General features: G+C 63.8%; 26 protein-coding genes. 18 read left to right on the top strand and 8 right to left on the bottom strand.

What is annotated here, in order from left to right; translation table 11 throughout:
* The first annotated feature begins 14 nt into the window (after positions 1-14).
* Entirely contained in the window at positions 15-884 is an 870-nt protein-coding gene (locus tag XH84_RS26310; RefSeq protein ID WP_128922392.1) for a substrate-binding domain-containing protein, read from the top strand.
* Complete coding sequence (locus tag XH84_RS26305; RefSeq protein WP_128922391.1) at positions 884-1,798, top strand: DUF1932 domain-containing protein; 915 nt, start codon at positions 884-886, stop codon at positions 1,796-1,798. The genes XH84_RS26310 and XH84_RS26305 overlap by 1 nt, the downstream gene beginning before the upstream one ends.
* Positions 1,799-1,814: 16 nt before the next feature.
* Here XH84_RS26305 and XH84_RS26300 read toward each other — a convergent pair whose 3' ends face one another.
* Positions 1,815-2,135 (bottom strand): hypothetical protein, encoded by a 321-nt coding sequence (locus XH84_RS26300; protein ID WP_128922390.1) that lies wholly within the window; start codon positions 2,133-2,135, stop codon positions 1,815-1,817.
* 207 nt (positions 2,136-2,342) lie between these two features.
* Positions 2,343-3,584 carry an amidohydrolase family protein gene (locus tag XH84_RS26295; RefSeq protein ID WP_128922389.1) on the bottom strand — a complete coding sequence of 414 codons (1,242 nt, stop codon included), beginning with the start codon at positions 3,582-3,584 and terminating at the stop codon, positions 2,343-2,345.
* A gap of 145 nt (positions 3,585-3,729) precedes the next feature.
* On the opposite strand from XH84_RS26295, the gene XH84_RS26290 reads away from it, so the two are divergent.
* Positions 3,730-4,149: a nuclear transport factor 2 family protein gene (locus XH84_RS26290; protein WP_164936627.1), complete on the top strand. Its 420-nt coding sequence runs from the start codon at positions 3,730-3,732 to the stop codon at positions 4,147-4,149.
* Between the two features lie 132 nt (positions 4,150-4,281).
* A complete protein-coding gene (locus XH84_RS26285) occupies positions 4,282-5,190 on the top strand; it encodes an amino acid ABC transporter substrate-binding protein (protein ID WP_128922387.1) in 909 nt (302 codons plus the stop codon).
* A 51-nt stretch (positions 5,191-5,241) separates the two neighbouring features.
* On the opposite strand, the gene XH84_RS26280 is transcribed toward XH84_RS26285, so the two are convergent.
* Together XH84_RS26280 and XH84_RS26275 are read right to left on the bottom strand one after the other, a co-directional pair.
* Positions 5,242-6,453 (bottom strand): acyl-CoA dehydrogenase family protein, encoded by a 1,212-nt coding sequence (locus tag XH84_RS26280; RefSeq protein ID WP_128922386.1) that lies wholly within the window; start codon positions 6,451-6,453, stop codon positions 5,242-5,244.
* A gap of 47 nt (positions 6,454-6,500) precedes the next feature.
* Positions 6,501-8,126: a long-chain fatty acid--CoA ligase gene (locus tag XH84_RS26275; protein WP_128922385.1), complete on the bottom strand. Its 1,626-nt coding sequence runs from the start codon at positions 8,124-8,126 to the stop codon at positions 6,501-6,503.
* 176 nt (positions 8,127-8,302) lie between these two features.
* Here XH84_RS26275 and XH84_RS26270 point away from each other — a divergent pair, with 176 nt between their 5' ends.
* The 6 genes from XH84_RS26270 (at position 8,303) to XH84_RS26245 (ending at position 13,669) form a co-directional block, all read left to right on the top strand.
* Positions 8,303-10,156, top strand: a complete 1,854-nt coding sequence (locus XH84_RS26270; RefSeq protein ID WP_128922384.1) for a flavin-containing monooxygenase — start codon at positions 8,303-8,305, stop codon at positions 10,154-10,156.
* On the top strand, positions 10,153-10,956 hold the full coding sequence (locus tag XH84_RS26265; protein ID WP_128922383.1) for a shikimate dehydrogenase family protein: 804 nt from the start codon (positions 10,153-10,155) through the stop codon (positions 10,954-10,956). The genes XH84_RS26270 and XH84_RS26265 overlap by 4 nt, the downstream gene beginning before the upstream one ends.
* Positions 10,957-11,075: 119 nt before the next feature.
* Positions 11,076-11,891: a lytic murein transglycosylase gene (locus XH84_RS26260; RefSeq protein ID WP_128922382.1), complete on the top strand. Its 816-nt coding sequence runs from the start codon at positions 11,076-11,078 to the stop codon at positions 11,889-11,891.
* Positions 11,892-12,085: 194 nt separating this feature from the next.
* Positions 12,086-12,307, top strand: coding sequence for a hypothetical protein (locus tag XH84_RS26255; protein ID WP_007592399.1), 222 nt, complete (start codon positions 12,086-12,088; stop codon positions 12,305-12,307).
* 12 nt (positions 12,308-12,319) lie between these two features.
* On the top strand, positions 12,320-12,742 hold the full coding sequence (locus XH84_RS26250) for a hypothetical protein (RefSeq protein ID WP_128922381.1): 423 nt from the start codon (positions 12,320-12,322) through the stop codon (positions 12,740-12,742).
* Positions 12,743-13,171: 429 nt separating this feature from the next.
* Positions 13,172-13,669, top strand: coding sequence for an invasion associated locus B family protein (locus tag XH84_RS26245; RefSeq protein ID WP_128922380.1), 498 nt, complete (start codon positions 13,172-13,174; stop codon positions 13,667-13,669).
* 146 nt (positions 13,670-13,815) lie between these two features.
* On the opposite strand, the gene XH84_RS40990 is transcribed toward XH84_RS26245, so the two are convergent.
* Positions 13,816-14,220, bottom strand: a complete 405-nt coding sequence (locus XH84_RS40990; protein ID WP_245471857.1) for a hypothetical protein — start codon at positions 14,218-14,220, stop codon at positions 13,816-13,818.
* On the opposite strand from XH84_RS40990, the gene XH84_RS26240 reads away from it, so the two are divergent.
* The 7 genes from XH84_RS26240 (at position 14,191) to XH84_RS26210 (ending at position 19,399) form a co-directional block, all read left to right on the top strand.
* Positions 14,191-15,120: a helix-turn-helix transcriptional regulator gene (locus XH84_RS26240; protein WP_245471856.1), complete on the top strand. Its 930-nt coding sequence runs from the start codon at positions 14,191-14,193 to the stop codon at positions 15,118-15,120. The genes XH84_RS40990 and XH84_RS26240 overlap by 30 nt on opposite strands.
* 237 nt (positions 15,121-15,357) lie before the next feature.
* Positions 15,358-16,323: a helix-turn-helix transcriptional regulator gene (locus XH84_RS26235; protein ID WP_181769663.1), complete on the top strand. Its 966-nt coding sequence runs from the start codon at positions 15,358-15,360 to the stop codon at positions 16,321-16,323.
* 102 nt (positions 16,324-16,425) lie between these two features.
* On the top strand, positions 16,426-16,674 hold the full coding sequence (locus tag XH84_RS26230; protein WP_128922377.1) for a DUF6894 family protein: 249 nt from the start codon (positions 16,426-16,428) through the stop codon (positions 16,672-16,674).
* A gap of 204 nt (positions 16,675-16,878) precedes the next feature.
* Entirely contained in the window at positions 16,879-17,997 is a 1,119-nt protein-coding gene (locus XH84_RS26225; protein ID WP_128922376.1) for a helix-turn-helix transcriptional regulator, read from the top strand.
* Between the two features lie 250 nt (positions 17,998-18,247).
* Entirely contained in the window at positions 18,248-18,484 is a 237-nt protein-coding gene (locus XH84_RS26220; protein ID WP_245471873.1) for a hypothetical protein, read from the top strand.
* Positions 18,423-18,656 carry a hypothetical protein gene (locus XH84_RS40410; protein ID WP_128922374.1) on the top strand — a complete coding sequence of 78 codons (234 nt, stop codon included), beginning with the start codon at positions 18,423-18,425 and terminating at the stop codon, positions 18,654-18,656. Before XH84_RS26220 ends, XH84_RS40410 begins: the two co-directional genes overlap by 62 nt.
* A 14-nt stretch (positions 18,657-18,670) precedes the next feature.
* The gene (locus tag XH84_RS26210; RefSeq protein WP_128922373.1) at positions 18,671-19,399 is read left to right on the top strand and encodes a sulfite exporter TauE/SafE family protein; all 729 of its coding nucleotides are present in this window, start codon (positions 18,671-18,673) and stop codon (positions 19,397-19,399) included.
* Here XH84_RS26210 and XH84_RS26205 read toward each other — a convergent pair.
* Both XH84_RS26205 and XH84_RS26200 read right to left on the bottom strand, forming a co-directional pair.
* A complete protein-coding gene (locus XH84_RS26205) occupies positions 19,396-22,584 on the bottom strand; it encodes an efflux RND transporter permease subunit (RefSeq protein WP_128922372.1) in 3,189 nt (1,062 codons plus the stop codon). The genes XH84_RS26210 and XH84_RS26205 overlap by 4 nt on opposite strands.
* Positions 22,585-22,766: 182 nt before the next feature.
* Positions 22,767-24,008 carry an efflux RND transporter periplasmic adaptor subunit gene (locus XH84_RS26200; RefSeq protein ID WP_128922371.1) on the bottom strand — a complete coding sequence of 414 codons (1,242 nt, stop codon included), beginning with the start codon at positions 24,006-24,008 and terminating at the stop codon, positions 22,767-22,769.
* Between the two features lie 199 nt (positions 24,009-24,207).
* On the opposite strand from XH84_RS26200, the gene XH84_RS26195 reads away from it, so the two are divergent.
* The gene (locus tag XH84_RS26195) at positions 24,208-24,813 is read left to right on the top strand and encodes a TetR/AcrR family transcriptional regulator (protein WP_128922370.1); all 606 of its coding nucleotides are present in this window, start codon (positions 24,208-24,210) and stop codon (positions 24,811-24,813) included.
* Here the strand turns inward: XH84_RS26195 and XH84_RS26190 are convergent, their stop codons facing one another.
* The gene (locus XH84_RS26190) at positions 24,814-26,316 is read right to left on the bottom strand and encodes an amidase (RefSeq protein ID WP_430641962.1); all 1,503 of its coding nucleotides are present in this window, start codon (positions 26,314-26,316) and stop codon (positions 24,814-24,816) included.
* Between the last annotated feature and the right edge of the window lie 283 nt (positions 26,317-26,599).

Genomic DNA, 26,599 nt, shown 5'->3' with positions numbered 1-26,599 from the left:
AGCGGAGCGGGTGGATGGATCGTCTCAAGCTGAAGGCCGTGCTCGGCAGTCACCCCCATGTGCAGGCGGTGAAGAGCGGCGCGCTGCGCTCCGACCTCTTCGACCTGGACTTCATCGAGTACACGCCGACCAACACCGCGTTCAAGCCGATGGTGAGGGAGCAGGCCTTCGACGTCTGCGAGATGGCGATCGTCACCTTTCTAATGGCGAAGGCGCATGGCAAGCCGCTGGTCCTGTTGCCGGCGGCCATGCTCGGGCGCTTCCAGCATTCCTATGCGCTCTACGATCCTGCACGTGGATCGTTCGGACCGTCCGATCTCGAAGGCAAGCGCGTCGGTATCCGGTCGTTCACGACGACGACCGGCGCCTGGATCAGGGGCATCCTCGCCAACGACTACGGCGTCAACCTCGACAAGATCCGTTGGATCACCTTCGAGGATCCGCACGTGGCGGAATATGTCGACACCACCGAGCGCGCGGCCAAGGACAAGAAGATCCTGCAAATGCTGCTCGACGGCGAGCTCGATGCCGTGCTTGGCGAGACTTCGAACGATCCCAAGCTGAAACCACTCTTCCCCGATCCGGCCGCGGAGGCCGCCAAATGGTATGCCCATCGCGGCGTCGTGCCCGTCAATCATCTCGTGGTCGTGACCGAGCAGCTCGCAAAATCCCGTCCTGACGTGGTCGCGGGCGTTTATGATCTGCTCAAGCGGAACAAGGAGCAGGTAGGGCTTGCGACCGCACCCGATCTCGTTGCGTTCGGGATCGAGGCCAACAGGAAGCCGCTCGAGCTGATTGTCGACTACGCCTTCCAGCAGGCGCTGATCCCGCGCCGCTATGCGGTCGAGGAGCTGTTCGACGAGACGACACGAGGATTGAACTGATGGCCGATCCGAAGCGCTGGCAGATCGGGCTGGTTGGGTATGGCGAGGTCGGCCGGATCCTGGCCGAGGATTTGCGTCAGCAGGATATCAAGGTCTTAGCCTACGACATCAAGCTCGGAAGCGAGCAGGGTACCTCGCTGAAGCAGCATGCGGCAAAATTCGGTGTGACGCTCGCGGTTTCGCACGCCGAACTGACTGCGAAATGCGACTTCATCATCTCCGCCGTCACCGCCAGCCAGGCCGTGCCGGTGGCAAAGGCCTGTGCCGCCGCGATCAACCAGGGCACCTGGTTCCTCGATTTCAATTCGGCCTCTCCCGGCGCCAAGCAGCGTGCGTCAGCCCTGATCGATGGCGGAGGCGGTCGCTATGTCGAGGGCGCGGTGATGACCTCGGTGCCGCCCTATCGCATCAAGGTGCCGCTGCTGCTCGGCGGTCCCGGCGCGAGGGAGATCGAGCCGCTTTTGAACGCGATCGGCTTTGCCGCGAAGGTTGCGAGCGACGAGCTCGGTGTGTCCTCCGCGGTGAAGATGTGCCGCAGCATCATGATCAAGGGTCTTGAGGCCATGGTCATCGAGAGTTTCACGACCGCGCGCGCCTATGGGGTCGAGGATGCCGTGCTGGCCTCGCTCGCGGAGACGTTTCCCGGGATCAACTGGGAGAAGCAGGGCGCCTATTTCTTCCAGCGCGTGATCGAGCACGGACGCCGGCGTGCCGAGGAAGTGCGGGAGGTTGCCGAGACCGTACGTGAGGCGGGACTGACACCATGGTCCGCGCAAGGCACTGCTGAACGGCAGGCGTGGGTGGCTGACCTCGCCGATGAAGGGCTGTTCGGCGCCAGGGGCACCAAGGAATTCGCCCGCAGCGCTGATTGGCGTACCGAGGCAGACCGGATACTGGCGAAGATCAAGCGCTGACGCCGAACGCGTGCGTTCAGCTCAACACCCTGCCGTCGTCGCGATAGTTCGAGATTTCGTCGCGGGCGAGCTCGATCAGACCGATCAGGCTCTTGGCCTTGCGGACGACCTGCTCCTTGGCAGGCGCCGTGCGAAACTCCGAAAGGATCATGCGGATGCACTTGTCGGCGGTATCGAGCGTCCAGAGCGCGCGGGTCATGTCGTCCTGCGTGTGGATCGCCGAGATATCGAGGCTCGATAGGACTTCGCCGATTCCATTCAATCGTTTGACGGCCGATTCCGCAGGCGTGTTGGCCCGATTGGAGCGATAATCGTTGCTGCTGAATGCGCTGAACATAGACAGACTTCCCCACTGAACCCAGATGGTTCAGAGCGCCCCTTAGTATGATCCGGACGGCCTCTTGTGCAATGCGCGCAGCTACGGTCCGGGATTCTACCGGACTCGGATTTGAGGAAAGATCCGCGGCAAAATCAGCGCGAAACGCCCGATGATCGGCCGCGTTTCCCCACGATTTTACCATTGGAGTTTCGGCTGGAAACGCGATCAGCTCCCGGGCCGGAACAGAACGGGCCGCTGCCGCTCAAAGGTCTGCCGGCCGCGCTTGAAGCCCATCATGATGTCTGGCAGCTCGGCGACGGCGAAGCGGCTGTCTTGCGTATCGAGCACGATGAGATCGGCGGGATTGCCGACCTTGATGCCGTAATCGTCGAGGTTCATCAGCCGTGCCGGCTGTTCGGTCACGAGATCGAGGCAGGTGTCGAAATCGTTCACGGAGGCGTGCGCGACATTGGCGTAGAAGTTCGCCATCCGCAGCAGCGAGGCGTCGCCGAACGGTGTGAAGGGATTGAGCACGTTGTTGGTCGCGACCGAGCACACGACGCCATCGCCCGCGAGCTTGTGGGCGAGTGTCAGCCCGCGCGGCGCGTTGTGGGTGGCCTCGCGCCCCATCAAATAGAGATCGGTCGCCGGCAGCACGGTGACGGCGACGCCGGCTCTTGTCAGTTGCGCGGTGGCAGCCTTCATTCGCTCCGGCGGCAGGGCCGAGAGCTTTGTCGCATGGCCGATCGTGACCCGCCCGTGATAGTTGCGCCGCTCGGTCTGCCGGCAGACCTCGTCGAGGTGGAACCAGGAGGGATCGAGATCGAAATCCAGGTGAAGATCGACATCGACGTCAAACTTCTGCGCGAGATCGAAGATGCGCTCGAGATGCGCGTCCGGATCGGTGTCGGTATAAGGACAGCCGCCGATCACGTCGCCGCCGTCGCGCAAGGACTGGATCAGCAGGTCCTCAGCCCCGGGATCGTTGGTCAGGCCTTCCTGCGGGAAGACGCAGAGCGACAGGTCGATCGCCCAGGCGTAATCGCGCCTCAGCGCCTTCACTGCTTCGAAGCTGCGCAGGCCGATCCGTGGATCGATCTCCACATGCGTGCGCATGCGCGTCGTGCCGCGCACGATCGCGCGCTCGAGCACCTTGGCGCCGCGGGCGTAGACGTCCTCAACGGTGAAGTCGCGCTTCATCGCCGACACCGCCCGGATAGCGTCGCCGAGACTGCCGTGATCATGCCCACAGCGGTCGAGCAGGCAGGCCTTGTCGAGATGGATGTGGGTGTCGACGAAGCCGGGCAGGGTTAGACGCCCGCCGATATCGACCTCGACCGCTTCGCAGGCGAGCTTTGGCTCGATCGCGGCGATCCGGCCGCCTTTCATGCCGATATCGACGGGCGTGGCGGATGATCGCAACAATGCGCTACGGAAGATCAGGTCGAAGGCGGGCTGGGTGATCATGGCTCTTGCGGACGTAATTTAGAGCAATCAGCCGGGATCGGCGGCTCCAGATTGTCGGCAGTGTAGCGAGGCAAATGTTCAAAATATATGCACGGATTTCGCGCGTGTGGCCGTAATATTCCGCGAATCCGCCGGAGAGTCAGCCATGTCCGTTGCCGCAAGAGCCGAAAACGCTCAATTGTCCGACGCTGCGATCGTCGAGGCCTATCTCACGGCTTCGATGATTCCCGATCCGGACGCTGCAGCGGCCTATATGGCGCCGGGCACCGTGATCACCTTCACCGGCGGGCGCACGTTCGATCATCCGCGCGGCCCGACCGCTTTTAACGCCAAGCGCTACCGCTGGGTCAAGAAGAGGATGGACCGGTTCGACGTCTGCCCCGGCGACGGCGAGACCGTAGTTTACAGCGTCGGCACGCTCTACGGCGAATGGATGGATGGCACTCCGTTCGAGGGCAACCGTTACGTCGACCGCTTCGTGGTACGCAATGGCAAGATCACCAAGATGGACGTCTGGAACGACAGTGCCGAGCGCATCCTGGTCCAGCGCGGCATCGACGCGTAAGGGCCACTCTTCATATCAAAGGCTGCGATAGCTGATAGGCGCAAGCACATCTGGCGGCTGGAGCGAGGCCGCGCTATCAAATTCCGCGCTTGCGCCCGGCATGGAGGCGCCAGCCCCCTCGAGGAGCAGCCGATGCGTCTACCTATTGTTATCCTGGCCCTGACATGTCTTGCGAGTGCAGCCTCGGCCGAAGATCTGTCGGGTACCCTCCAGAAGGTCAAAGAGACCAAGAAGATCACGCTCGGCTATCAGGAGGCCTCGGTCCCGTTCAGCTATCTCGACGGCAACCAAAAGCCGGTCGGCTTTGCCATGGACATCTGCCTCAGGATCGTCGAGGCCGTGAAGAAGCAGCTGGGCATGCCCGACATCGCCGTCGACACGCTCGCCGTGACCTCGTCGAACCGCATCCCGCTGATGGTCAACGGCACGCTCGATCTGCACTGCTCGGCCACCACCAACAACGCCGACCGCCAGAAGCAGGTCGCCTTCACCAACACGCATTTCCTCAGCGCGACGCGCTTCGCCGCCAAGAAGGCCGCGAAGATCAACACCATCGACGACCTCAAAGGCAAGGCGGTCACGGCCGTGGCCGGCTCGGTCAACCTGACGCAGCTCGCCAAGGTCAACACCGAGCGCAATCTCGGCATCAACATCATGCCGGCCAAGGACCAGGCCGAGGCCTTCCTGCTGCTGGAGACCGATCGCGCCCAGGCCTACGCCCTCGACGACGTACAGCTCGCGGTCGCGATCGCGCGCTCGAAGGAGCCGCAGGCCTTCATGATCAGCGAGGAGGCGTTCTCCAAGCCGGAGCCTTACGGCATCATGCTGAGGCGGGAGGATGCGCCGTTCAAGGCGCTCGCCGATCGCGCCACCGCGGAGCTCTACGCAAGCCCTGAGATCGAGGTGCTCTACAAGAAATGGCTGCAATCGCCGACGCCGCCGAACGGGCTCAACTATAACGTTCCGATGTCGTCCGCCTTGCGCAACGCCTTCAAGAAGCCGAGCTCCAGCGCCGATCCCGACGTTTATGTGGTGAATTGAGGGCTGTGCATTGCGGTGCCCTCTCCCCTTGCGGAAGAGGGCACCGTCGCCCTACGCGTTCGAATATTTCTTCAGCTCGATGCGTGCGATCTGGTTCCGGTGAACCTCATCCGGCCCGTCGGCGAGGCGCAGCAGGCGTGCGGTGGCATAGGCCTGCGTCAAGCCGAAATCGTTGGAGGTGCCGCCGCCGCCATGGGCCTGGATCGCCCAGTCGATGACCTGGCAGGCCATGTTGGGCACGGCGACCTTGATCATGGCGATCTCGCTCTTCGCCACCTTGTTGCCGACCGTGTCCATGGCATAGGCGGCGTTGAGCGTCAGCAGCCGGGCCTGCTCGATCATGATGCGGGCTTCCGCGATGCGCTCCTGCGTCACCGTCTGCTCGGAGACCGGCTTGCCGAAGGCGACGCGGCTGCGGACGCGGCGGCACATCTTCTCCAGCGTGCGTTCGGCTAATCCAATCAGCCGCATGCAATGATGGATGCGGCCGGGCCCGAGGCGGCCCTGCGCGATCTCGAAACCGCGGCCCTCGCCGAGCAACATGTTCTCCCGAGGCACCCGCACATTGGTGAAGACGACCTCGGAAGCCCGATCGGGCACGCCGTAGAAGCCGAACACCGGCAGGGGGCGCTTCACCTCGATGCCGGGCGTGTCCATCGGCACCAGGATCATCGATTGCTGCTTGTGCCGGTCCGGATTGTCAGGGTCTGTCTTGCCCATGAAGATGCAGATCTTGCAGCGGGAATCGGTCGCGTTGGTCGTGTACCATTTGCGCCCGTTGATGACGTAATGGTCGCCGTCGCGCACGATCGAGCTTTCGATGTTGGTCGCATCGGACGATGCGACCGCAGGCTCCGTCATGGCGAAGCAGGAGCGGATTTCGCCCGCGAGCAACGGCCTCAGCCAGCGCTCCTTGTCCCTTTCGGTGCCGTAGCGCTCCAGCACCTCCATGTTGCCGGTGTCGGGCGCCGAGCAGTTGAACACCTCGGGCGCAAGATGCGAGCGGCCCATCACTTCGCAGAGCGGGGCATATTCGAGATTGGTGAGGCCCGCGCCATGGCTGGATTCCGGCAGGAACAGATTCCAGAGGCCTTCCGCGCGCGCCAGCGGCTTCAATTCTTCGACGATGGGATAGACCTTCCAGGGGCCCAGCTCTTCCGCCTCGCGATAGAACCGCTCCTCGTTCGGATAGACGTGCCGGTCCATGAAGCTTTCGAGCTTGCGCTTGAGCTCGACGACCTTCGGCGACATCGGGTAGAGCATCTTTGGCTTCCTCGATCGATGCACGGAATCTTTTTGGGCGCGGTGGCTTACGCGACGCGATACTCTTTGAATTTCTCGCGCAGAGCCGACTTCAGCACCTTGCCGGTCCCCGTCATTGGAAACTCGTCGAGGAATTCGACGGCGTCCGGCATCCACCAGCTCGCGATCTTCGGGCGCATGTGCTCGAGCAGCGTCTGGCCGTCGACGGTCGCGCCCTTCTTGCGGACGACGAGCAGGAGGGGGCGCTCCTGCCATTTCTCATGGTTGATCGCGACCACCGCGGCCTGAAGCACATCGGGATGCGACAGTGCGACGTCCTCGAGCTGGATCGAGGAGATCCATTCGCCGCCGGACTTGATCACGTCCTTGGAGCGGTCGGTCAGCGTGACGTGACCTTGCGGGTCGATCACCGCCATGTCCCCAGTGATCAGCCAGCCGTCGCGGTCGAGACCTTCGTCCAGCTTCATATAGCCGGAGGCGACCCAGGGGCCGCGGGCGCGCAGATGACCGACGGTCTTGCCGTCGCGCGGCAGCTCGTTTCCGGCGTCGTCGACGATGCGCAAGGCGGTGCCGAAACAGGCGCGGCCGGACACCTGGCGCCGATCGAACTTCTCCTTCTCTGTGAGGTGCTCCGAGCCGGGCCGCAAGCCCGGCATCGAGCAGCCCAGGGCCTCCGTCATGCCCCAGGCCTGGATGTAGTCGATGCCGTACTCGCGCTTCAGCTTCTCGACCATCGCCCGCGGCGGGGCCGAGCCCGACGACAGCGTTGCGCGCAGTGTCGAGAATTTGTTGCCAGTGCGCCCGAGCCAGTCGAGCAGGATCAGCCAGAAGCTCGGTACGCCGGCCGAGAGCGTCACCTTCTCGCCCTCGAGCAATTCATAGAGCTTGTCGGGCTCGTAGTTGCGGCCGGGCAGCACCAGCTTCGAGCCGGTATAGGGCGCGGTGAACGGCATGTTCCAGCCATTGCCGTGGAACAGCGGCGCCATCGGCATCATCACCTCGCGCACGCCTTCGACATGGCCCGGCAGGAAGTCGAAATTGCAGCAAGTCATGGTCTGCAGGATCGCGGCGCGGTGCGAATAGATGACGCCCTTCGGGTTGCCCGTCGTGCCCGAGGTGTAACAGATGGTCGATGCAGACTTCTCGTCGAACTCGGGCCATGTGAATCCGGCGTCGTTCTCGCGTGCCAGAAGCTCCTCGTAGCAATGCACGTTCTTTAGCTTCGTCTCGGGCATCCGCTCGTGCGAGGACATCACGACATAGGCCTCGATCGTCTTGAGCTGCGGCGCGATCGCCTCGACGATCGGCAGCGTGGCGCGGTCGATGAACAGCAGGCGGTCTTCGGCGTGGTTGATGATGTAAACAAGCTGCTCGGGAAACAGCCGCGGGTTGATGGTGTGCAGCACATAGCCCATGCCGGGCGCCGCGTAGAACATCTCGAAATGACGGTGGGTGTTCCAGGCGAGTGTGCCGACGCGGTCGCCTTGCTTCATACCGAGCCGCTTCAATGCCAGCGCCATGCGCTTGATGCGCGGGTGGGCGTCCGCATAGGTATAGCGATGAATGTCGCCCTCGATCTCGCGTGCGACGATCTCGGCCTCGCCGTGATAATCGGCGGCATACTGGATCAGGCCGCTGATCAGAAGCGGCATGTCCATCATCAATCCCTGCATGGTCTCCTCCGGAAGCCACGTCGTTGCGTGGCGTACGCTTGCGATTTGCGCTTCAGGTTAGCGGAACGCCGCGCGGCGTTCACGCAAAAAGCGTTGGACGTGATTGCATGCGTCACTTTTTCAGGGCTAACGTGAGTGAGCTGCCGGCGAAGCAGCGTTCTCCGTGGAGGAAATGCATGTCAGCGGAAAGACACAAGACCGGTACAGCCGGCGAACCTACCGTCGATATTGCGGCGCTCCGCGCGCGCTATCGCGACGAGCGCGATCGTCGTTTGCGTGCCGAGGGCAAGGCTCAGTATGTCGAGGTCGCAGGCGATTTCGGTCGCTACCTTGACGATCCCTGGGCCGATCCGGGATTTGCGCGCGCACCTGTCAGTGAAGAGACCGAGGTGCTGGTCGTCGGCGGCGGCTTCGGCGGGCTTCTCTGTGGCGCGCGCTTGCGCGAGGCTGGCATCGATGATTTCCGCATCGTGGAAAAGGCCGCCGATTTCGGCGGCACCTGGTACTGGAATCGTTATCCCGGGGCTGCCTGCGATACCGAGAGCTACATCTATCTGCCGCTGCTGGAAGAGACCGGCTACATGCCGGTGCGCAAATACGCCCGGGCGCCGGAGATCTATGAGCATTCCCGCCGCATCGGCCGTCATTTCGGTCTTTACGAGCGCGCGCTGTTTCAGACCGTCATCTCGCGGATGGTGTGGCAGGAGCGGGAGGCGCGTTGGCTGGTCGAGACCGATCGGGGCGACCAGATCCGCGCACGCTTCGTCATTCTCGCGGGAGGTCCGCTCAGCCGGCCGAAGCTGCCGGGCATTCCCGGCATCGAAACCTTCAGGGGCCACAGCTTTCATACCAGCCGTTGGGACTACGGCTACACCGGCGGCAACGCCGATGGCGGCCTGACCGGACTTGCCGACAAGCGCGTCGGCATCATCGGCACCGGCGCCACCGCCGTGCAATGCGTGCCGCATCTCGGCCGTTCGGCGAAAGAGCTCTATGTCTTCCAGCGCACGCCGTCCGCGATCGGCGTGCGCGACGACCGTCCGACGGATCAGGGCTGGACGCAGGGCCTCAAGCCCGGTTGGCAGCGCGAGCGCATGGACAATTTCACCGCCGTGATATCAGGCGAGCCGTTCGAGCGGGATCTGGTGCAGGATGGCTGGACCGGTCTGCTCGGCGAGATCCTGCTGGCGCCGCGCCGTCAGCCGCAACCGGTGACCTCGCTGGAAGAGGCGCTGAAGGTCATCGAGCGGGCCGACTACCGCAAGATGGAGGAGATCCGCGCCCGCGTCGACGCGGTCGTCAAGGACAAGGCGACGGCGGACGCGCTCAAGCCCTGGTACAAGGCGTTCTGCAAGCGGCCGTGTTTCCACGACGAATATCTCGACACCTTCAATCGTCCCAACGTGCATCTTGTCGACACCAGAGGGCAGGGTGTCGAACGCATTACGGAAAACGCCGTGGTAGCTGGCGGCAGGGCCTACGAGCTCGACTGCCTGATCTACGCCAGCGGTTTCGAGGTCGGCACCGATTACGCCCGCCGCATGGGCTTTGAGGTCTATGGCCGCGACGGCATGAGCCTGTCCAAGCGCTGGCAGGGCGGCGTCAAGACCATGCACGGCTTCTACAGCCGCGGCTTCCCGAATTGCTTCCTGATCGTCACGGTGCAGGCCGGCCAGAGCGCCAACTTCCCGCATATCATCGACGAGCAGTCGCGACACATCGCCTATGTCATCGATCAGGCACGCAAGCGCGGCGCCAGAACGCTGGAGCCGACGCTCGCCGCCGAGAATGCCTGGGTCGACGAGGTCGTCAAGGCCGCGATCGGCCGGCAGACCTATCTCGCGGAATGCACGCCCGGCTACTACAATAACGAAGGCGTGTTCGATCCGATCGCGGCGAGAAACAGCCAATATTGGCGCGGGCCGGTGGCGTTCCTGCGGCTGCTCGACAAATGGCGCAAGGAAGGCAATCTGGATGGACTCGAACTGACCTCGGGAGACGGCTCCCCAGCTCCGGCTCGAACGGCATGATTCCTGCCCCAACAGGTGCGACACGGCTCTACGTCATTGTCGGCGATCCCATCGCGCAGGTGCGCTCGCCGGCAGGCGTGAGCGCCGCCTTTGCCGCGCGGGGGCACGATGGCATTCTCATGCCCGTTCAGGTCGCGCCAGCGGACTTGCCCGATTTCCTTTCGGTCGCGGCGCGCCTGAAGAACCTCGACGGCATCGTCGTGACCATCCCTCATAAATTCGCCTGCTACCAGGCCTGCACGAGTGCGACCGATCGCGCTCATTTCCTGGGTGTCGTGAACCTGATGCGGCGGCGCGCCGATGGCTCGTGGCACGGCGACATGGTGGATGGTCTCGGCTTCCTCGGTGCGGCGCGGGCGAAGGGGATCGATCCCAGAGGCATGCGGGCGCTGCTTGTCGGCGCAGGCGGTGCGGGATCGGCGATCGCACTCGAGCTGGTGGAGGCCGGCGTCAGCGAGCTTGCCATTCATGACGGCCTGGCCGGGCGCCGGGACGCGCTGATCGGCCGGCTCAACGCCCTCGGCAAGGCGTCGGTGCGGGCCGGCACCATGGACCCTGCCGGCTTCGATTTTGTCGCCAATGCGACGCCCGCGGGGATGAAAGAAGGCGATCCGCTGCCGGTCGACGTCGCGCGACTCGCGCCGTCGGCCTATTGCGGCTGCGTCATCACCAGGCCCGAGGTCTCGCCATTCATCGCAGCAGCCCGAATGCTCGGCTGTGTCACGGCGACCGGCACGGATATGTACCAGCGGCATCAGAGCATCATGGTGGATTTCCTGCTGGGAACGGATGAGGCGTGACCGCTGGTGTCAAGGGCTTTGACCGGATTGATTGGTGCCGTCGGGACTTGAGCGATGGCAACCGACGTAGGATCATGCGCTCGCGCGAGCCGGTCGCGCAGCAGCAAAAGGAACGCGCAATGATCAAGGGCAGGACAGTCGCAACGGCGGTGATTGGCGCGACCGCGCTGCTACTCTCTCTGTCCATGGCCGAGGCCGCCACTTGCGGCAACGGGCCCGGCGGCTTCGAGGCCTGGAAGCGCGAGTTCAGCTCGGAGGCGCAAGGCAAGGGCATCGGTCAGACCGCGCTCTCGGCCTTGATGCAGGCCAACTACGCCAGTGCCACCATCGCCGCCGACCGCGGCCAGCGCAGCTTTTCGTTGACGCTCGACCAGTTCCTCGCCAAGCGCGGCGCCACCACCATCGTCGCCAAGGGGCGGCAGCTCAAGCAGTCGCAGGCTGCCTTGTTCGCCTCCATCCAGCAGCGCTACGGCGTCCCGCCCGGACCCTTGATCGCGATCTGGGGCATGGAGACCGGCTTTGGCAGCCAACGCGGCAACCAGAACATGCTGTCGTCGATCGCAACCCTGGCCTATGACTGCCGCCGTCCCGAATTCTTCACCGACCAGCTCTATGCCGCCCTGAAGCTGATCGACCGCGGTACGCTGTCGGGGGCGACCCGCGGCTCCATGCACGGGGAGGTCGGCCAGACCCAGTTCATGCCCAAGAACATCCTGGCCTACGGCACCGGCAATCTCGATGTGGCCGCCAATGCGCTGAACTCGACGGCGAATTTCCTTAAGGCCCATGGCTGGCGCGCGGGAGCGGGATACCAGCCGGGCGAGCCGAATTTCGCCGCCATCGAGGCCTGGAATGCGGCCGGCGTCTATCAGAAGGCGATCGCGCTGATGGGCCGGCAGATCGACGAGGGCGGAGGGGCGGCCGCCTTGCGCTGACGAGAGCCCCGTTTCGGCGCTCTCGATTCTTGTTTTGGCGCGTTTTCTTTACGCGAACCGGCGTCCACTTCGCTCGAAAACGCTCTTGTTCAGCAAGGCGTGATGCGCTGGCGCGAGAAAGTTGTTGCTATCGGGAACCGACGGCACGACGTTTGCTTTGATCAGATTCAGGGCTGGGCATGAGGAGACTCAACATGGCAACCCAGATCGTGATGGACCAGACGGGCGATACGCGCCACGAGTTTGATCCTGGCAATGCCGAAGCGCTGGCGCGAGCCGAACGACGCTTTCGGGAGCTGACCGGCGCCGGCTTCACCGCCGCCCTGCGAACCGGGCCTGGCGAAGTCACCCGCATCAGATCGTTCGATCCGACCGCGCAGGAAACGCTGTTCTACCCGCGCCTGGTCGGCGGCTGATCTGAGCTGCTCATGATCGCGGCAGTTTGGCTCCGCGCGCCGGCGCGTGCGCGTCTGCATGCGCTGCGTGAACTCTATCGGCGGTTCTTCGGCGAGAACACGCCGGATGCCCGGGGCCGTCGGCTTCTGGCCGAATGGCTGTCGCCGGCGCAGCGCGCGCAGTTCGAAGAGCACCGGTACTTCGACGTGGTCGGCTGTGACACCGGCAAGACCTACCGTATTCATTACGGCACGGCCGCCAATGTCCACGAGATCGACGAGGCCGGGCATGCGACGATGGGCTGGTGCTTCGTCCCGTCAGGCTTTCTGGTGCCCGGCGATGTGATGCTGGCGCAGAAGATCGCGCTCGAGACGGACGAGAAGGGAGCCTTGGCGCTTGCCAACCGGTTTCCGCCGGCAACGCATTCGGAGCATTTCTACCGGCGGCCGTTCTAGCGCCGGAGAACCGAAGCGGTCAGTAATGCGTGGTGCGGTACGCATCCAGCGCGTGCGCCGCAAAAACGCCGACGCTGCAAAGGGCGAGAAGGGCGGAGATCAGCTCGATCATAGCTCGTCCTCCTGTGGCGGCTGGGCGACGAGGTTTTGACAGCAGGAATATTCGTAGATCAGGTCGAGAAGAAATTGCATGGTGGCCGTCCCTGTACTTGTTTTGACAACCACTTAACCGGCGATCTGTTTCAGGGGTGTTTCGTCGCGTGGGGAATGGGGTTTCGCGCGGAACCCAGGGGGCAGGTTTGTGCGCTGCGGCCGCACCCAATGCCGGGGCCGGATAAGGATCCAGGCACGTCTTGCAGCTGGCGCGGACCCTTGCGGCCCTCCCGCAGAGGTGGTCATCTCGGCCCGGGGAACGCGCTGGAGGCCGACATGAAACGATTCCTTCTCGCCGTCTTGCTGACCGCGGGAGTCCTGGGCGCTGGGCCGGCACTTGCGCAACAATCCAGGGTCGGCGACTGGACCATCGAGAAGCGGACGCAGGACACCCATTGCAATGCGAGCCGGGGTTACAAGGACAAGGATGACGAGAACCGCGACTACGTCATCGTGATCACCTATTCCGAGAAGGCGATCGTGATCGTGATGATCTACGACGGCTGGGAGTGGGAGACGACCGGCGAGATCCTCCGGGCCGATGTCGGCACTGACGATGCGGATATCATGAAGAAAGCGAAGTGGGAGGTCATGGACAAGACCACCGTGCGCGGCATCTTCGAGTACGACCAGTCGATGATGGACCGCCTGTCGAAGGCCAAGCGCCTCACGCTCGACTTCGAGGACGATGATGACGACAGTATCGAGATGCAGATACCGCGCGCAGGCGAAGCGCTAGCCGCATTGAAGTTCTGCGAGGAGAACAGGAAATAGATTGCCGATGCCGGCCGTGAAGCCGACAGGACGGCAGCCCCGAGTCGCAGCGAGCAGGCGCGTGACTCATCGCACACAGTCCGCGCGCTGTTCGCATTTATCCTAGTCTTTGGCGAAACAGTCCAAGCCGCACCCTGCGGTTGACGTTACGCAAGGACGATGTTCGATATTCCAGCATCTGGCTGCCACGTCTTTTCCTCGTCGAAGGCGGCAATTGACCGGCCCGTCTTCTCCCCTGGTTCCCGGATCGCGGGCTCTGCGTCTCGCACGGGGCGCGCGCAGATTGCGTTGTCCGCCCGATGACCACCTACCAGGCAAATCGGTTCTCGTCCCTCATCGGCGAGATCTACGATGCGGCGGTCGATCCCGCGCTGCGTAGCGGCGCACTGGAGCAGGTTGCGCATTACGTCGGCGGTTGTGCCGCGATGATCGTGTCCAGGGATTCGGCGCGGCTTTCGATCGAGATTCACCAGCATTTTGGAACCGATGCGCGTTTCCGCCAGCTTTATCGCGACCGCTATGTGGAGCTCGACCTTCTGCTCGATCGCCATCTCTCTCGCGCGTCCGAACAGACGATCGGCGTCACCGACATCATGCCCCATGCGGATTTTCTGGATACGAGCTTCTATCGCGAGTGGGTGGAACCGCAAGGGGCGATCGACCTCGCCACGGTCGCACTCGAGAAGACGGTCGCCCGCACCACGATTCTCCAGGTGTTGCGCCATCGCTCCCGCGGAACCGTCGACGACTCCATGCGTGAACGCATGCGGCTGCTTGCCCCGCACATCCAGCGGTCGCAGTTCATGGGCCGGCACATCCGCGCCCGCTCTCATACGGTGGACGACCTTGCCGACGTGCTCGACGGATTGAACACGGCGATCTGCCTGCTCGACGCGGACGGCCGGGTCGTCCACGCCAACGCGGCATGCCGCCAGTTGTTCGCCGATGCCAACCTGCTTGCGCTGGTTGGCGACAGGATCGTGGCCCGCAACACCCGGACCGACAAAATATTCCGTGGCCTGTGCGAAATCGATGCAGGCACACATTCCGACACTCCTCGTCAGATCGAGCTTGCGACGTCGGCCGATGGGCAGCATTATCTGCTCCATGCCTTTCCGCTGAAGCGGGATGGCAATCTACCGCGCGACGCTGCAGCCACGATGCTCTTCGTTCAAAGAGCTTCCATGCTGCCATTGCTCGCCAGCGACGCGATTGCGGCGGCCTTCAGGCTGACGCGGTCCGAATTGCGCGTGCTGATGGCAATCATAGAGATCGGCGGCGTTCCCGACATCGCTGCAAAGCTTGGCGTCGCGGAGACCACGGTGAAAACGCATCTTGGGCGCCTGTTCGAGAAGACAGGCGCAGGCAGGCAGGCCGATCTGGTGAAGATCGCCGCCGGCTTTGCCGTGCCGTTCGCGCGGCGAACGCAGGGCGGCGACGGGGCCGTATAATTCGTTTTCACATGCGTCGACGTTACGCGCCGCGCTCTCAATCCATTGTGATGAGCCGATCTCGCGGGTCATCCGAACGCAGGACGCGAGTCATTCGAGACTTTCGTATATCGCGCTTCCGAAAAGAAGAGCAGCGTGCGCCGCACGAACATGCCGCGTCGGCATCGAAAGCGCGTGTGAGGGAACGACAGCAAATGGCCGGCCTGCTCGTCGGTTGGAGAGATTGCAGTGAGCAGCATGATTGATTTTTCGGTTCTCAATGTTTCAACGAACGAAATTCCAGAATGCGAGCGCATTTCGATGCTTCGCGATTTCTATTGTCGCGGAGTGTTGAAGGCGGAGGTCGAGGCAAGAGAAGGAAAGCCGGCCGCGGCGAGCTTCACGTCGCACGTCCTGCCGGGAGCCCAGTTGTTGATCGGAGGATTGTGCGGAGCGCGGGTCATCCGCACCAAGCAGCTGGTGGCCGATGGCGACGACAGTCTCGCCTTGATCGTGAACAGGTCCGGCGTTCTCGGGATATCCGAGCGAGGGCACGACCTGAGGCTCCATGCGGGAGAGGCGGTCCTGACAAGCGCGGAGGACGTCACGACGTTCGAACGGTTGTCGCTGGGGGGCTGCTTTTCGCTGCGTGTGCCGAGGCGTGTGTTGGCGCCGATGATCGTGGATGTCGATGATGCCGTGATGCGTGTCATGCCGGGATGGTCCACCGGGCTCAGGCTGCTGGTCGACTATGCGGTGACGCTGGTGCGGGAGAAAGCGTTCGAGACGCCCGAGCTCCGGCAACTCGGGGTCCGGCATCTGCATGATCTTCTGGCAGTCGTCCTCGGCGCGAGCGGCGAGACGCGGGAGCTGGCCGGACGGCGCGGCGTCAAGGCGGCTCGGCTGCAGAAGGCGAAAGTCTCCATTGCCAACAATTGCTGGCGGCAGGATCTGTCGGTAGCCTCAGTCGCCCAGGAGCTCGGCGTGACGCCGCGCTATCTCCAGCGCCTGTTCGAGGCCGACGGCAAGACGTTCTCCTCCTTCCTGATCGAGCAGCGCGTCAAGCGCGCGCATCGCATGCTGCGCGAGCCCGGATATGCCGAGCGGACGGTGAGCTCGATCGCCTACGACGTCGGATTCGGCGATCTCTCGTATTTCAACCGCTGCTTCCGCCGGACCTATAACGCGACGCCGAGCGACGTCAGGAGCGGCGAGATGCCGTAGCCGCGCGCGACTTTCCCAATTTCAATCCGCGTGCGGGGATTCGACCTGATCCCTGATTGCGAACACGCGACCACAGTGCGGCATCGGCAGCCGGAGTATCAAATGCGCCGTTTCTTTTTCGACCTCCTGGTCGGCAATATCGTGAAGATCGATCCCGGCGGCATGATCTTCGAGCAAGCTGGCGCGACGTTCGTCGTTGCCGACGAGATGGCCAGACACCTGTTCATTTGGCGCGACGATCTGCGCGATCGTGACGCCTGGATCCGTGTCAGGGACGCCGGCGGGAATGAGATCTATCGCGCCCCGGTCTGGTCGGAGTGTAGGGAAAAGCAGGGCTGGGACCAGGCATGAGCAACGCGTCGCGTCTTCGCCAAGACCGGCGTTCCCCGGCAGGCCGATCTCGTCAAGCTCACGGCGGGACTTGCCAATCCGTTCGTCAATTGATCCGCCCAAACCCGCTGTCGGGGTTGAACCTTTTGTCGCCGTGACAGACTCACGATAGCCGCAGGGCATGAAGAACATTTTCCGCAATCGCGTTTGACCATAGCTCTTCGGATGTCCCGAGTTCCCCAGCAAGCCGAGCTGATCGAGAGCATCTACGATGCAGGGCTCCACCCTGAGCTGTGGGCCGAAGTCGTCGTCATGCTCAATGCGTTCATCGGCAGCCGGGCCTGTGGCTTGATTTCGAAGGATACGGTCAGCAAGTCCGGTGCGACCCATTATTATTGCGGGGTCGATCCGCACTACATCCAGCTCTATTCCGAAACCTACTCAAAGTACGATCCGCTCGCCCGGCTCCCCCGGTACGGCGAAGTGCGCAACATTCCGGACCTCGTGAATTTCGACGAGTACCGCCGCGGGCGCTTCTATCAGGAATGGCTGCGTCCCCAGGGCTGCGTCGACGTCGCCAACGTGGTGCTGGAGCAGTCGACGTCGCCGTGTCCGATGTTGATGACCGTCATCCCGGGCAGGGACATGCTCGATGCCGAGCAACGTGCGCGCATGCAGTCCCTCGTCCCGCATGCGAGCCGGGCGCTGATGATCAACCGCGCGATCGAGCGGAAGCAGCAACGCGCGACCGCGATGGCCGACGTCGTGGACCGCCTGAATGCCGGCGTCATCGTGCTCGATTCCGCCTGCCGGATCGTCCACAGCAATCCGGCCGCGGAGACGATCCTCGCCGCCGACGATGTTCTGCGCTCCATTTCGGGCCGGCTGGTGACGAGATCGCCCGAGGCCAATCGGGACCTGCGCAACATCTTCCGTGACCCTGGAGAGGTTGCCGTCGCGGCGGCCGAGGGCCGAAAGATCCCTCTGACGTCGCATGACGGATCGCACTTCGTCGCTCACGTGATTGCGCTGCCGTCGTTGCTGCGCGATGGCGCGACGGAGCGTACGTCGGCCGTCGGAGCCTTGCTTGTCTGGAAAGCGGAACTCGACAGCCGCTCATGTGCCGGTCTGATCGACCGCACCTTCGAATTGACGCCTGCGGAACTGAGGGTTCTGCAGTCGATCGTCGAGGTCGGGGGTGTGCCGGAGACGGCGGCGGCGCTGGGAATCGCCGAAACGACAGTGAAGACGCATCTGCATCGCGTCTTCGCCAAGACCAGCGTTTCCCGTCAGGCCGATCTCGTCAAGCTCGTGGCGGGATTTTCCAATCCGCTCCTGCACTGACGCGCACCCGCGTTATAGGACTGATCGCTTTAGCTCGCAGCCAGGTTCCAACAGCAACATCATTAGAAAGTTATCGCGCGTCGTTCGATCGAATGACGCGATGTTTTTCGTTCTCTTCTAGAGACACGTCACACGGCTTCTTGTTCGACGTGTCAGTTTTTTCTGTGAAGCAACTCACAGCAGGCTGGAGTGAATCTCAACATCATCCCGTACAGGTTGAGAGGAGATCGTCATGCCAAGGATCGCACTTATGGCCGACAAGTTCCGCGACATCATCGCTCGCGTCGGTGCTGTGTTTCGCGAGCAGCGCAAGATCGACGCTCAGCGCGCTTTGCGGCGCTATCACCATCTGCTGGCTCGGCCGGACGAAACATTGCCTTTGAACGACATCATTTCGGTCAGCAAGGAAAAGGATATTTCGAGAAATGCCCACGGATCTGATGCGGGTGAACGTCCCACCGGCCAGCCGGCCTTCGAGCGCGCGTAATTTCAACATCGTCGCGATCGTTCTGACCGCGGCGCTGGTCACTCTTCAGCTGGTCGGACTCGCAATCCTGGAACGGTCCCGCGCCCAGGCGACACAAATGTCGTTTGCGCACACGGCGGCCGTCTGCCCCGAGGGCCTGGATGCCGACGCTCCGCAGATTCCTACCGATTGACCGGAGGACGGTCCGTGCCTGATGTCACGACTCTGATTCTGCTGAGCGTTGCCGTATTCGCCGGGGCCTTCGTTTCGGGGCTCTCCGGTTTCGCGTTTTCGGCCGTCGCCGGCGCTGTCCTGCTGCGCGTGTTTCAGCCGCTTGAGGCCGTGCCGCTGATGATGGCGTGCAGCATCGGCGTGCAGGCGACCAATCTGTGGGCGCTCCGGCGCAACATCCGCTGGGAGGGCAGTCTGCTGCTGATCGTCGGCGGATTGATCGGCGTTCCGATCGCGGTATCGCTGCTGCAAAGCATCGACACGCATCTGCTCCGTCGCGGCTTCGGCATCGTCGTCGCGCTCTATGCGGCCTACATGCTGCTGCGGCCGACGCTGGTCACGGCGGGCGAGGCCGTCGGCCGGCATTGGGTCGCGCTGATCGGGTTCGGAGGCGGGCTCGTCGGCGGTTTGACGGCAATGCCGGGCGCCGTTCCCACGATCTGGTGCGACATGCGCGGCATGCCCAAAAGCGAGCAACGCGGCCTTGTGCAGCCGTTCATCGCCGCCATGCAGCTCTTCGCCATCACGCTGCTGGTCGGACATCAGGACCTGTCGTCCAAGGTCTTCGTCGATCTCGCAATCAGCCTGCCGGCGTTGTTCACCGGTTCGGCGCTCGGTGTGATCGCCTTCCACCGCGTCAACGAGACGGTCTTTCGCAAGACCGTGCTCGTGTTGTTGCTGCTCTCAGGGATTTCCCTGGTCTAGTGGCTCACGGTCTGGACTGGCGCCGCGCTGGTGTCGCTGCCGTGATGCGTCAGCGGCTTCATGCCGGTGACGGTCCGCAGCAACACATAGAACACCGGCGTCAGGAACAGGCCGAACACGGTGACGCCGATCATGCCGGAGAACACGGCAACGCCCATGGCGCGCCGCATCTCCGAGCCCGCGCCGGTCGAGAGCACCAGCGGCAGCACGCCCATGATGAAGGCCATCGACGTCATCAGGATCGGGCGAAGCCGCAAGCGGCTCGCCTCGATCGCAGCCCGGATTGGCGTCCGCCCGGCGAATTCGAGCTCGCGCGCGAATTCGACGATCAGGATCGCGTTCTTGGCCGAGAGCCCCACGAGAACGATCAGTCCGATCTGGGTGAAGACGTTGTTGTCGCCCTTGGAGATCCAGACGCCGAACATCGCGGCCAAGAGGCCCATCGGCACGATCATGATGATCGAGAGCGGCAGTGTCAGGCTCTCGTAAAGCGCTGCCAGCACCAGGAAGACCAGCAGGATCGCCAGCGGGAACACCCAGATGCCGGAATTGCCGGCGATGAATTCCTGATAGGTCAGGTCGGTCCATTCGAAGGCAAAGCCGGGCGGCAGCACCTCGGCCGCGATCCGCGTCGCCGCCTCCTGCGCCTGGCCCGAGGAGAAGCCGGGCGCGGCCGCCGCGTTGATGTCGGATGACAGGAATCCGTTGTAGCGGATCGCGCGCTCCGGCCCCGCGCTCTGGCGAATCTTGAGCAGCGCCGACAACGGCACCATGTCGCCCGACGACGAGCGCACCTTCAGTTGCCTGATGTCGTCGGCACGTGCGCGGAACGGCGCGTCGGCCTGGACGCGGACGGAATAGGTACGGCCGAACTTGTTGAAGTCGTTGACGTAGTAGGAGCCGAGATAGATCTGCAGCGTGTTGAAGACTTCGGTGACGGGCACGCCGAGCTGCAGCGCCTTGGTGCGGTCGATGTCGGCGAACAGCTGGGGCACGTTGACCTGGAAGCTCGAGAACACGCCGGCGATCTCCGGCGCCTTCTGCATCGCCGCCATGAACGCCTTGGTCGCCTCGTTCAGTGCGTCATAGCCGAGACCGGCGCGGTCCTCGATCTGCAGCTTGAAGCCGCCGATGGTGCCGAGGCCGTTGACCGGCGGCGGCGGGAACATGGCGATGAAGGCTTCCTGGATGCCGGCATATTTCTTGTTGAGCTCGGCCGCAATTGCATTTCCGCTCAGCGAGGGATCCTTCCGCTCGTCGAACGGTTTCAGCGTCGAGAACACGATGCCGGCATTGGACGAATTGGTAAAGCCGGAGATCGACAGGCCGGGGAAGGCCACCGAACTCTCGACACCGGGCTGGGTCAGCGCGATGTCGCTCATCTTGCGGATCACCTCTTCGGTGCGGTCGAGGGTCGCGCCGTCGGGCAGGCGCGCGAAGCCGACCAGATATTGCTTGTCCTGACCGGGCACGAAACCGCTCGGCACCTGTTGGAACAACAGAGCGGTGAGGCCGACCAGCACAACATAGAGGCCCATCACGGCGGCCTTGCCCGAGATCACCTTGGTAACGGTGCCGCTGTAACTTCCAGACGAATAGGTGAACGCCCGATTGAAGCGGCGGAAGAACCAGCCGAGACCCTTCTCCATGATCAGCGTCAGCTTGTCCTTCGGTTCGTCATGTCCCTTGAGCAGCAGGGCCGATAGCGCTGGCGACAGCGTCAGCGAATTGACGGCGGAGATCACGGTCGAGATCGCGATCGTCAGCGCGAACTGCTTGTAGAACTGCCCGGTGAGGCCGGAGATAAAGGCGAGCGGCACGAACACCGCGATCAGCACCATGGCGATCGCGATGATCGGTCCCGACACCTCGCGCATCGCCTGATAGGTGGCATCGCGCGGCGACAGCCCGGCCTCGATGTTGCGCTCGACGTTCTCGACCACGACGATGGCGTCGTCGACGACGATGCCGATCGCGAGCACCAGGCCGAACAGGCTGAGCGCGTTGATGGAGAAGCCGAACACGTGCATCACGGCAAAGGTGCCGACGATCGACACCGGCACTGCCAGCAGCGGGATGATCGAGGCGCGCCAGGTCTGCAAGAACAGGATCACGACCAGCACCACCAGTGCGATCGCTTCGAGCAGCGTATGGATCACCGCCTCGATCGAGGAGCGCACGAACTGGGTGGGATCGTAGACGATCTGGTAGGACACGCCCTCGGGCATGTTCTTCTTGATCTCGGCCATGGTGGCACGAACATTGTCGGAGATCTGAAGCGCGTTGGAGCCGGGCGCCTGGAAGATCGGGATCGCCACCGCCTGCTTGTTGTCGAGCAGCGAGCGCAGGCCGTATTCGGAGGCGCCGAGCTCGATACGCGCGAGGTCCCGCAGGCGAACGACTTCGCCACGGGCGCCGGTCTTCACCACGATGTCGCCGAACTGGTCCTCGTTGGCAAGGCGTCCCTCGGCATTGACCGAGAGCTGCAGGTCGATGCCCTTCACGTTGGGCGAGGAGCCGACCACGCCGGCGGCGGCCTCGACGTTCTGGGCCTGGATCGCCTTGACGATATCGCTTGCGGTCAGCCCATGCTCGGCGGTCTTCTGCGGATCGACCCAGACCCGCATCGAATAGTCGCCGGCACCATAGAGCTGGACGTCACCGACGCCGTCGATCCGGGCGAGCCGGTCCTTGACGTTGAGCACCGCATAATTGCGCAAATACGTCATATCGTAGCGGCCGTTCGGCGACAGCAGATGCACCACCATGGTGAGGTCGGGCGAGGACTTCTTGGTGATGATGCCGAGCTGGCGCACCACCGCCGGCAGGCGCGGTTCGGCCTGCTGCACGCGGTTCTGCACCAGCTGCGTCGCCCTATCAGGGTCGGTGCCGAGGCGGAACGTCACCGTCAGCGTCATTGCGCCGTCGGTGGTCGCCTGGCTCGACATGTACAGCATGTTCTCGACGCCGTTGATCTGCTCCTCGATCGGCGTTGCCACCGTCTCCGCGATCACCTTGGGATTGGCGCCGGGATAGGTCGCACGCACGACGACGGAGGGCGGCACGACATCGGGGTATTCCGAGATTGGCATCGCGAACAGCGAGATCAGCCCTGCGAGGAAAATCAGGACCGACAGCACGCCGGCGAAAATCGGACGATCGATGAAGAACTTTGAGAGATTCATGGTCTTGCCCCTGGGCAATATCGTTCGTGTCTCCGGCAACTCCCCCGTCATTCCGGGGCGCGCGCATTGTGCGCCAAGCCGGAATCCGGAGGTGAAACGGTCGGAGTTCTGTTACTTCGAGATCCTCAGGTGCGCAGTTGCGCACCGTAGTTCGCGCTAGGCGCCCCCGGAATGACAGAGAACTAGCGTTGCACCACGTCCTGGTTGCTGTGGTTCGAAGCCTGTTGCCCCCGCGCGCCCATCGCCGCGATCTCCGTCTTGAGGAGGGCGCCCGGACGCACACGCTGCAGGCCGTTGACGACGATGCGGTCGCCGGGCTTCAGGCCCGCGGTCACGACGCGCAATCCATCCACGGCGCCGCCGAGCGTGATCGGTCGGTACACCGCGCGGCTGTCGTCGCCGACCGCCATCACGAACTTCTTGTCCTGGTCGGTGCCGATCGCGCGCTCGTCGATCATCACCAGCGTCTGCTGCTTCGGCTGGCCCATGCGCACGCGGGCGAACTGGCCGGGGATGAGGCGGCCATCCTCGTTCTTGAACACCGCGCGGACACGGATGGTGCCGCTCTGGCCGTTGACCTGGTTGTCGATCAGCTGGATGTGGCCCTTGGCGGAAAGGCCGCCCGAGGTCGTCATCTCCACCGGAATCTGGTCGAGCTTGCCGCGCTGGCCCGTGGCATCCGCGATCGAGTTCAGCGCGCGCAGCACGACCTCCTCATCCGCATCGAACGAGGCGTAGATCGGATTGACCGAGACCAGCGAGGTCAGCACCGGGGAGGCAGTGCCGGCGGCGACGAGATTGCCGACGGTGACCTCGATCTTGCCGACGCGGCCGTCCACGGGCGCGCGGACCTCGGTGTAATCGAGATTGAGCTTTGCGGTCTGGAGCGTTGCCTCGGCCGCCTTCACATTGGCGATCGCTTCGCGGTTGGCATTCTCGCGCTGATCGAAATCGCGCCGTGTCACCACGGCATTGCCGACGAGCTGCGCGCCGCGTTCGACCTCGCTGGTGGTGAACACCACGCGCGCCTTCGCCGCCTCGAGCTGGGCGTTGGCCTTGTCGACCTCGACCGCGTAAGGCGCCGGGTCGATCTTGAACAGGACCTCGCCGGCCTTCACCAGCGCGCCTTCGGTGAAGTTGGTCGACAGAATCGCACCGGCCACGCGCGGGCGCAGCTCGACGCGCTGGATGGCTTCGAGCCGGCCGGAGAAATCGTCCCACAGCACGGTCTGCTTGGGTTCGATCAGCGCGACCGTGACGGGGACGGCCTGTTCAGCCGCGGCGGCCGTTGCCGTCGCCTGGGCGGCGTGGAAGTAGTGGCCGGTCGCGATCGAGCCGGCGGCGGCGAGGGCGCCGACGATGGCGACGCCGCCGAGAAGACGGCGAAAACGGCCGGCCGAAGACGTTTCTTGGGAGGGGTGCATTTGCGCGCTCCAGATATGTAGTGTTCACTACAGATGTGGAGCTGGATACCGCAGCGCAAGATACTTATGTACCAATCGCTAAGAAAAATGTACGCCGATACCGCGACAATTGGAAGACACAAGAAAAAGAAAGTTAGAACAAATAGATAGGAGCAAGCGTTAGCCTGAGAAGGTTGGCCGATTCCGAGGAGACAGGCACATGCGCATGGGACGCCCCCGCGAATTCGACGCCGAAACGGCGTTGGACCAGGCGATGGAAGTGTTTTGGCGCCATGGCTACGAAGGCGCCACCATCGCGCAGCTGACCGAGGCCATGGGCATCAATCCCCCGAGCCTCTACGCCTGTTTCGGCAACAAGGAAGGTCTGCTGAAGGCCGCGCTCGACCGCTACACCAAATTGCGTGGCGTCTGGATGGACGAGGTGGTCGCGGCTCCGACCGCCCGCGACGTCGCCGAGCGGATGCTGATGGGCATCGCCGACAAGCAGACCGATCCCGCCAATCCGCCCGGCTGCCTGCTCGTGCAGGGCGGCATCGCCTGCGGCAGCGGCTCCGAGAATGTCCCGTTCGAGCTCGCCGCCCGCCGCGCCCAGAACGAGGACCAGCTCCGCGACCGCTTCATCCGCGCCAAGGCAGAAGGCGATCTCAAGGAGAGCTCCGATCCTGCCGCGCTGGCGCGCTATGTCTCGGCCGTGTCCGTCGGCATGGGCGTGATGGCGTCCTCCGGCGCCGATCGCGAAGCGCTGCGGCAGGTCGCGACCGTTGCCGTACAGGCGGTCGAGGCGCAGTCGGTCGACAAGACGTAGCTATCTCGCAGATCGCGTTGCAGGCAGCCCCGGCGGCGGGACAAAGCCGCCGAACTCGCGTTCGATCAGGCCGGCGAGCGCAATCGTCGTTCGGTCCTCCAGATACGGCCCGATGATCTGAACGCCGACGGGCAGGCCGGTCGGCGTTCGTTCGATTGGAACGGCGGTTGCCGGCAGACCGCAGGTCGAAGCCGGGTCGGCCCAGATGAAGCACGCATCCGAGTAGTTGTAGAGCTTGCCGTCGATATCGAGCTGCCGCGCGTCGAACGGCTCGGAATGGTCGTGAGGAAAGGCCGGCACGGCGGCGACGGGATAGATCACCGCATCGAAGTCGCGGAAGAACTGCTGCCAGCGCTGCTGCAGCTGCAGGCGCGCCGCATCGATCGCGAGCCAGTCACGATGGATCATGCCCCAGCCGCGGGCGCGTTCGGCCTCAAGGCTGCGGTCGTCGGGCGAAAGGGCCGCGGCCAGTCTTTGCGCCTCGGCGAGCGCGGCCGGCGTCAGGCGCGGGCTTCGTGCGGCGTTGAGCAGCTTCATGTAGAGCCGCGCGGACTCCGCAAGATCGGGCAACGAGGTGCTTGAGCGGGCGACCCGTGCGCCCGATCTGTCGAGCCGGTCGGCCAATCGCCCAATGGCTGAACGCACGGCGTCGCCCGTCGGCATCAGCGGATGGGTATCGATCACGAGGATCCTGAAATCCTTGAGATGGTCATGCCGCGGGGCGGGCAGCGCCAGGCGATAGCCGATCCCGTCGCGCCACTCGTCGGGGCCGGCAATGACGTCGAGTGACAGTGCGAGGTCCGAGGCGGTGCGTGCCATCGGCCCGACGATAGCGAGATCGCCCTGGCCAGGGACGGGCAGTGCCGGCGGCAGGCTGTATCCGCGCAGCGGGACCAAGCCGAGGCTCGGCTTGTGTCCGAACACGCCGCAGAAATGCGCTGGCACCCGGATCGAGCCGCCGATATCCGAGCCGATCGAGAGCGGACCGAAGCCGGCGGCCAGCGCCGCTCCCGATCCGCCTGAGGAGCCACCGGGCGAGCGGCCGAGATCCCAGGGGTTGTTGGTGGTTCCGTAGATCTCGTTGTAGCTCTGGAAATCCCGGAGGCCGACCGGAATATTGGTCTTGCCGACGATAATGGCGCCCGCTGCCTTGAGACGCGAGACGACGAGCGCATCCTCCGTCGGTTGGAAATCCCTGAAATGCGGAAAGCCCCAGGTCGTCGGCAGGCCGGCAACATTGAACGGTTCTTTCATCGTCACGGGAATGCCGAGCAGCTGCTTCCGTTCGCCGCGGCCAAGCGCGGCATCGGCACTGCGCGCGGCCTCTCTCGCGCGATCGAAATCGCGAACGATGATGGCGTTGATCTTGCCATCCAGCGCCTCGATGCGCGCAATCGTGTGTTCGAGCAACTCCGACGCTGACACCTTGCGCGCGTGCAGGGCGCCGAGAAGTGCGCTGATCGAGCCGTAATCCAAGTCAGCAGCGCCTGCGGCTCTCTGCATCAAGACCTCCATTCCATCTCGGCCGCGAAGCTGCAATTCGCGAACCGACCATGCATGGATCATGCAACGTTTGAAACGTGACGAGGAGACCGCGCAACGGGCAGCAGGTCTGCTGCCGATTGGAGACCTCGCGATCCGAACCAGCCCTGGTCCGGAACGGCTGGTGGCCTCGGTGCGGAGACGAACTTACGAAAGGCGATTCTGCCAGCGTGCCGCTGTTTTGCCCCACCTGTCAAACGCGTCACCGAACTCGACCGCACGAGCGGCTCGATGGGCCTGTACG

Source organism: Bradyrhizobium nanningense (genome assembly GCF_004114535.1).
In the GTDB taxonomy this organism is placed as follows: Bacteria; Pseudomonadota; Alphaproteobacteria; order Rhizobiales; family Xanthobacteraceae; genus Bradyrhizobium; species Bradyrhizobium nanningense.
Note: the sequence above shows the minus strand (reverse complement) of the source record. Positions and strands in the feature narration are given on the sequence as shown.

Coding starts and splice junctions, on each gene's coding strand:
- XH84_RS26305 (WP_128922391.1), top strand. CDS start 884: ATGGCCGATCCGAAGCGCTGGCAGATCGGGCTGGTTGGGTATGGCGAG.
- XH84_RS26190 (WP_430641962.1), bottom strand. CDS start 26,316: ATGCAGAGAGCCGCAGGCGCTGCTGACTTGGATTACGGCTCGATCAGC.
- XH84_RS26245 (WP_128922380.1), top strand. CDS start 13,172: ATGAAACGATTCCTTCTCGCCGTCTTGCTGACCGCGGGAGTCCTGGGC.
- XH84_RS26255 (WP_007592399.1), top strand. CDS start 12,086: ATGGCAACCCAGATCGTGATGGACCAGACGGGCGATACGCGCCACGAG.
- XH84_RS40410 (WP_128922374.1), top strand. CDS start 18,423: ATGCCCACGGATCTGATGCGGGTGAACGTCCCACCGGCCAGCCGGCCT.
- XH84_RS26270 (WP_128922384.1), top strand. CDS start 8,303: ATGTCAGCGGAAAGACACAAGACCGGTACAGCCGGCGAACCTACCGTC.
- XH84_RS26250 (WP_128922381.1), top strand. CDS start 12,320: ATGATCGCGGCAGTTTGGCTCCGCGCGCCGGCGCGTGCGCGTCTGCAT.
- XH84_RS26260 (WP_128922382.1), top strand. CDS start 11,076: ATGATCAAGGGCAGGACAGTCGCAACGGCGGTGATTGGCGCGACCGCG.
- XH84_RS26280 (WP_128922386.1), bottom strand. CDS start 6,453: ATGCTCTACCCGATGTCGCCGAAGGTCGTCGAGCTCAAGCGCAAGCTC.
- XH84_RS26310 (WP_128922392.1), top strand. CDS start 15: ATGGATCGTCTCAAGCTGAAGGCCGTGCTCGGCAGTCACCCCCATGTG.
- XH84_RS40990 (WP_245471857.1), bottom strand. CDS start 14,220: ATGGCGATCGAGCAGAAGGTCGAGCTCCACATAGCGGTCGCGATAAAG.
- XH84_RS26300 (WP_128922390.1), bottom strand. CDS start 2,135: ATGTTCAGCGCATTCAGCAGCAACGATTATCGCTCCAATCGGGCCAAC.
- XH84_RS26220 (WP_245471873.1), top strand. CDS start 18,248: ATGGCCGACAAGTTCCGCGACATCATCGCTCGCGTCGGTGCTGTGTTT.
- XH84_RS26205 (WP_128922372.1), bottom strand. CDS start 22,584: ATGAATCTCTCAAAGTTCTTCATCGATCGTCCGATTTTCGCCGGCGTG.
- XH84_RS26285 (WP_128922387.1), top strand. CDS start 4,282: ATGCGTCTACCTATTGTTATCCTGGCCCTGACATGTCTTGCGAGTGCA.
- XH84_RS26265 (WP_128922383.1), top strand. CDS start 10,153: ATGATTCCTGCCCCAACAGGTGCGACACGGCTCTACGTCATTGTCGGC.
- XH84_RS26200 (WP_128922371.1), bottom strand. CDS start 24,008: ATGCACCCCTCCCAAGAAACGTCTTCGGCCGGCCGTTTTCGCCGTCTT.
- XH84_RS26235 (WP_181769663.1), top strand. CDS start 15,358: ATGATTGATTTTTCGGTTCTCAATGTTTCAACGAACGAAATTCCAGAA.
- XH84_RS26230 (WP_128922377.1), top strand. CDS start 16,426: ATGCGCCGTTTCTTTTTCGACCTCCTGGTCGGCAATATCGTGAAGATC.
- XH84_RS26290 (WP_164936627.1), top strand. CDS start 3,730: ATGTCCGTTGCCGCAAGAGCCGAAAACGCTCAATTGTCCGACGCTGCG.
- XH84_RS26195 (WP_128922370.1), top strand. CDS start 24,208: ATGCGCATGGGACGCCCCCGCGAATTCGACGCCGAAACGGCGTTGGAC.
- XH84_RS26295 (WP_128922389.1), bottom strand. CDS start 3,584: ATGATCACCCAGCCCGCCTTCGACCTGATCTTCCGTAGCGCATTGTTG.
- XH84_RS26275 (WP_128922385.1), bottom strand. CDS start 8,126: ATGCAGGGATTGATGATGGACATGCCGCTTCTGATCAGCGGCCTGATC.
- XH84_RS26225 (WP_128922376.1), top strand. CDS start 16,879: ATGTCCCGAGTTCCCCAGCAAGCCGAGCTGATCGAGAGCATCTACGAT.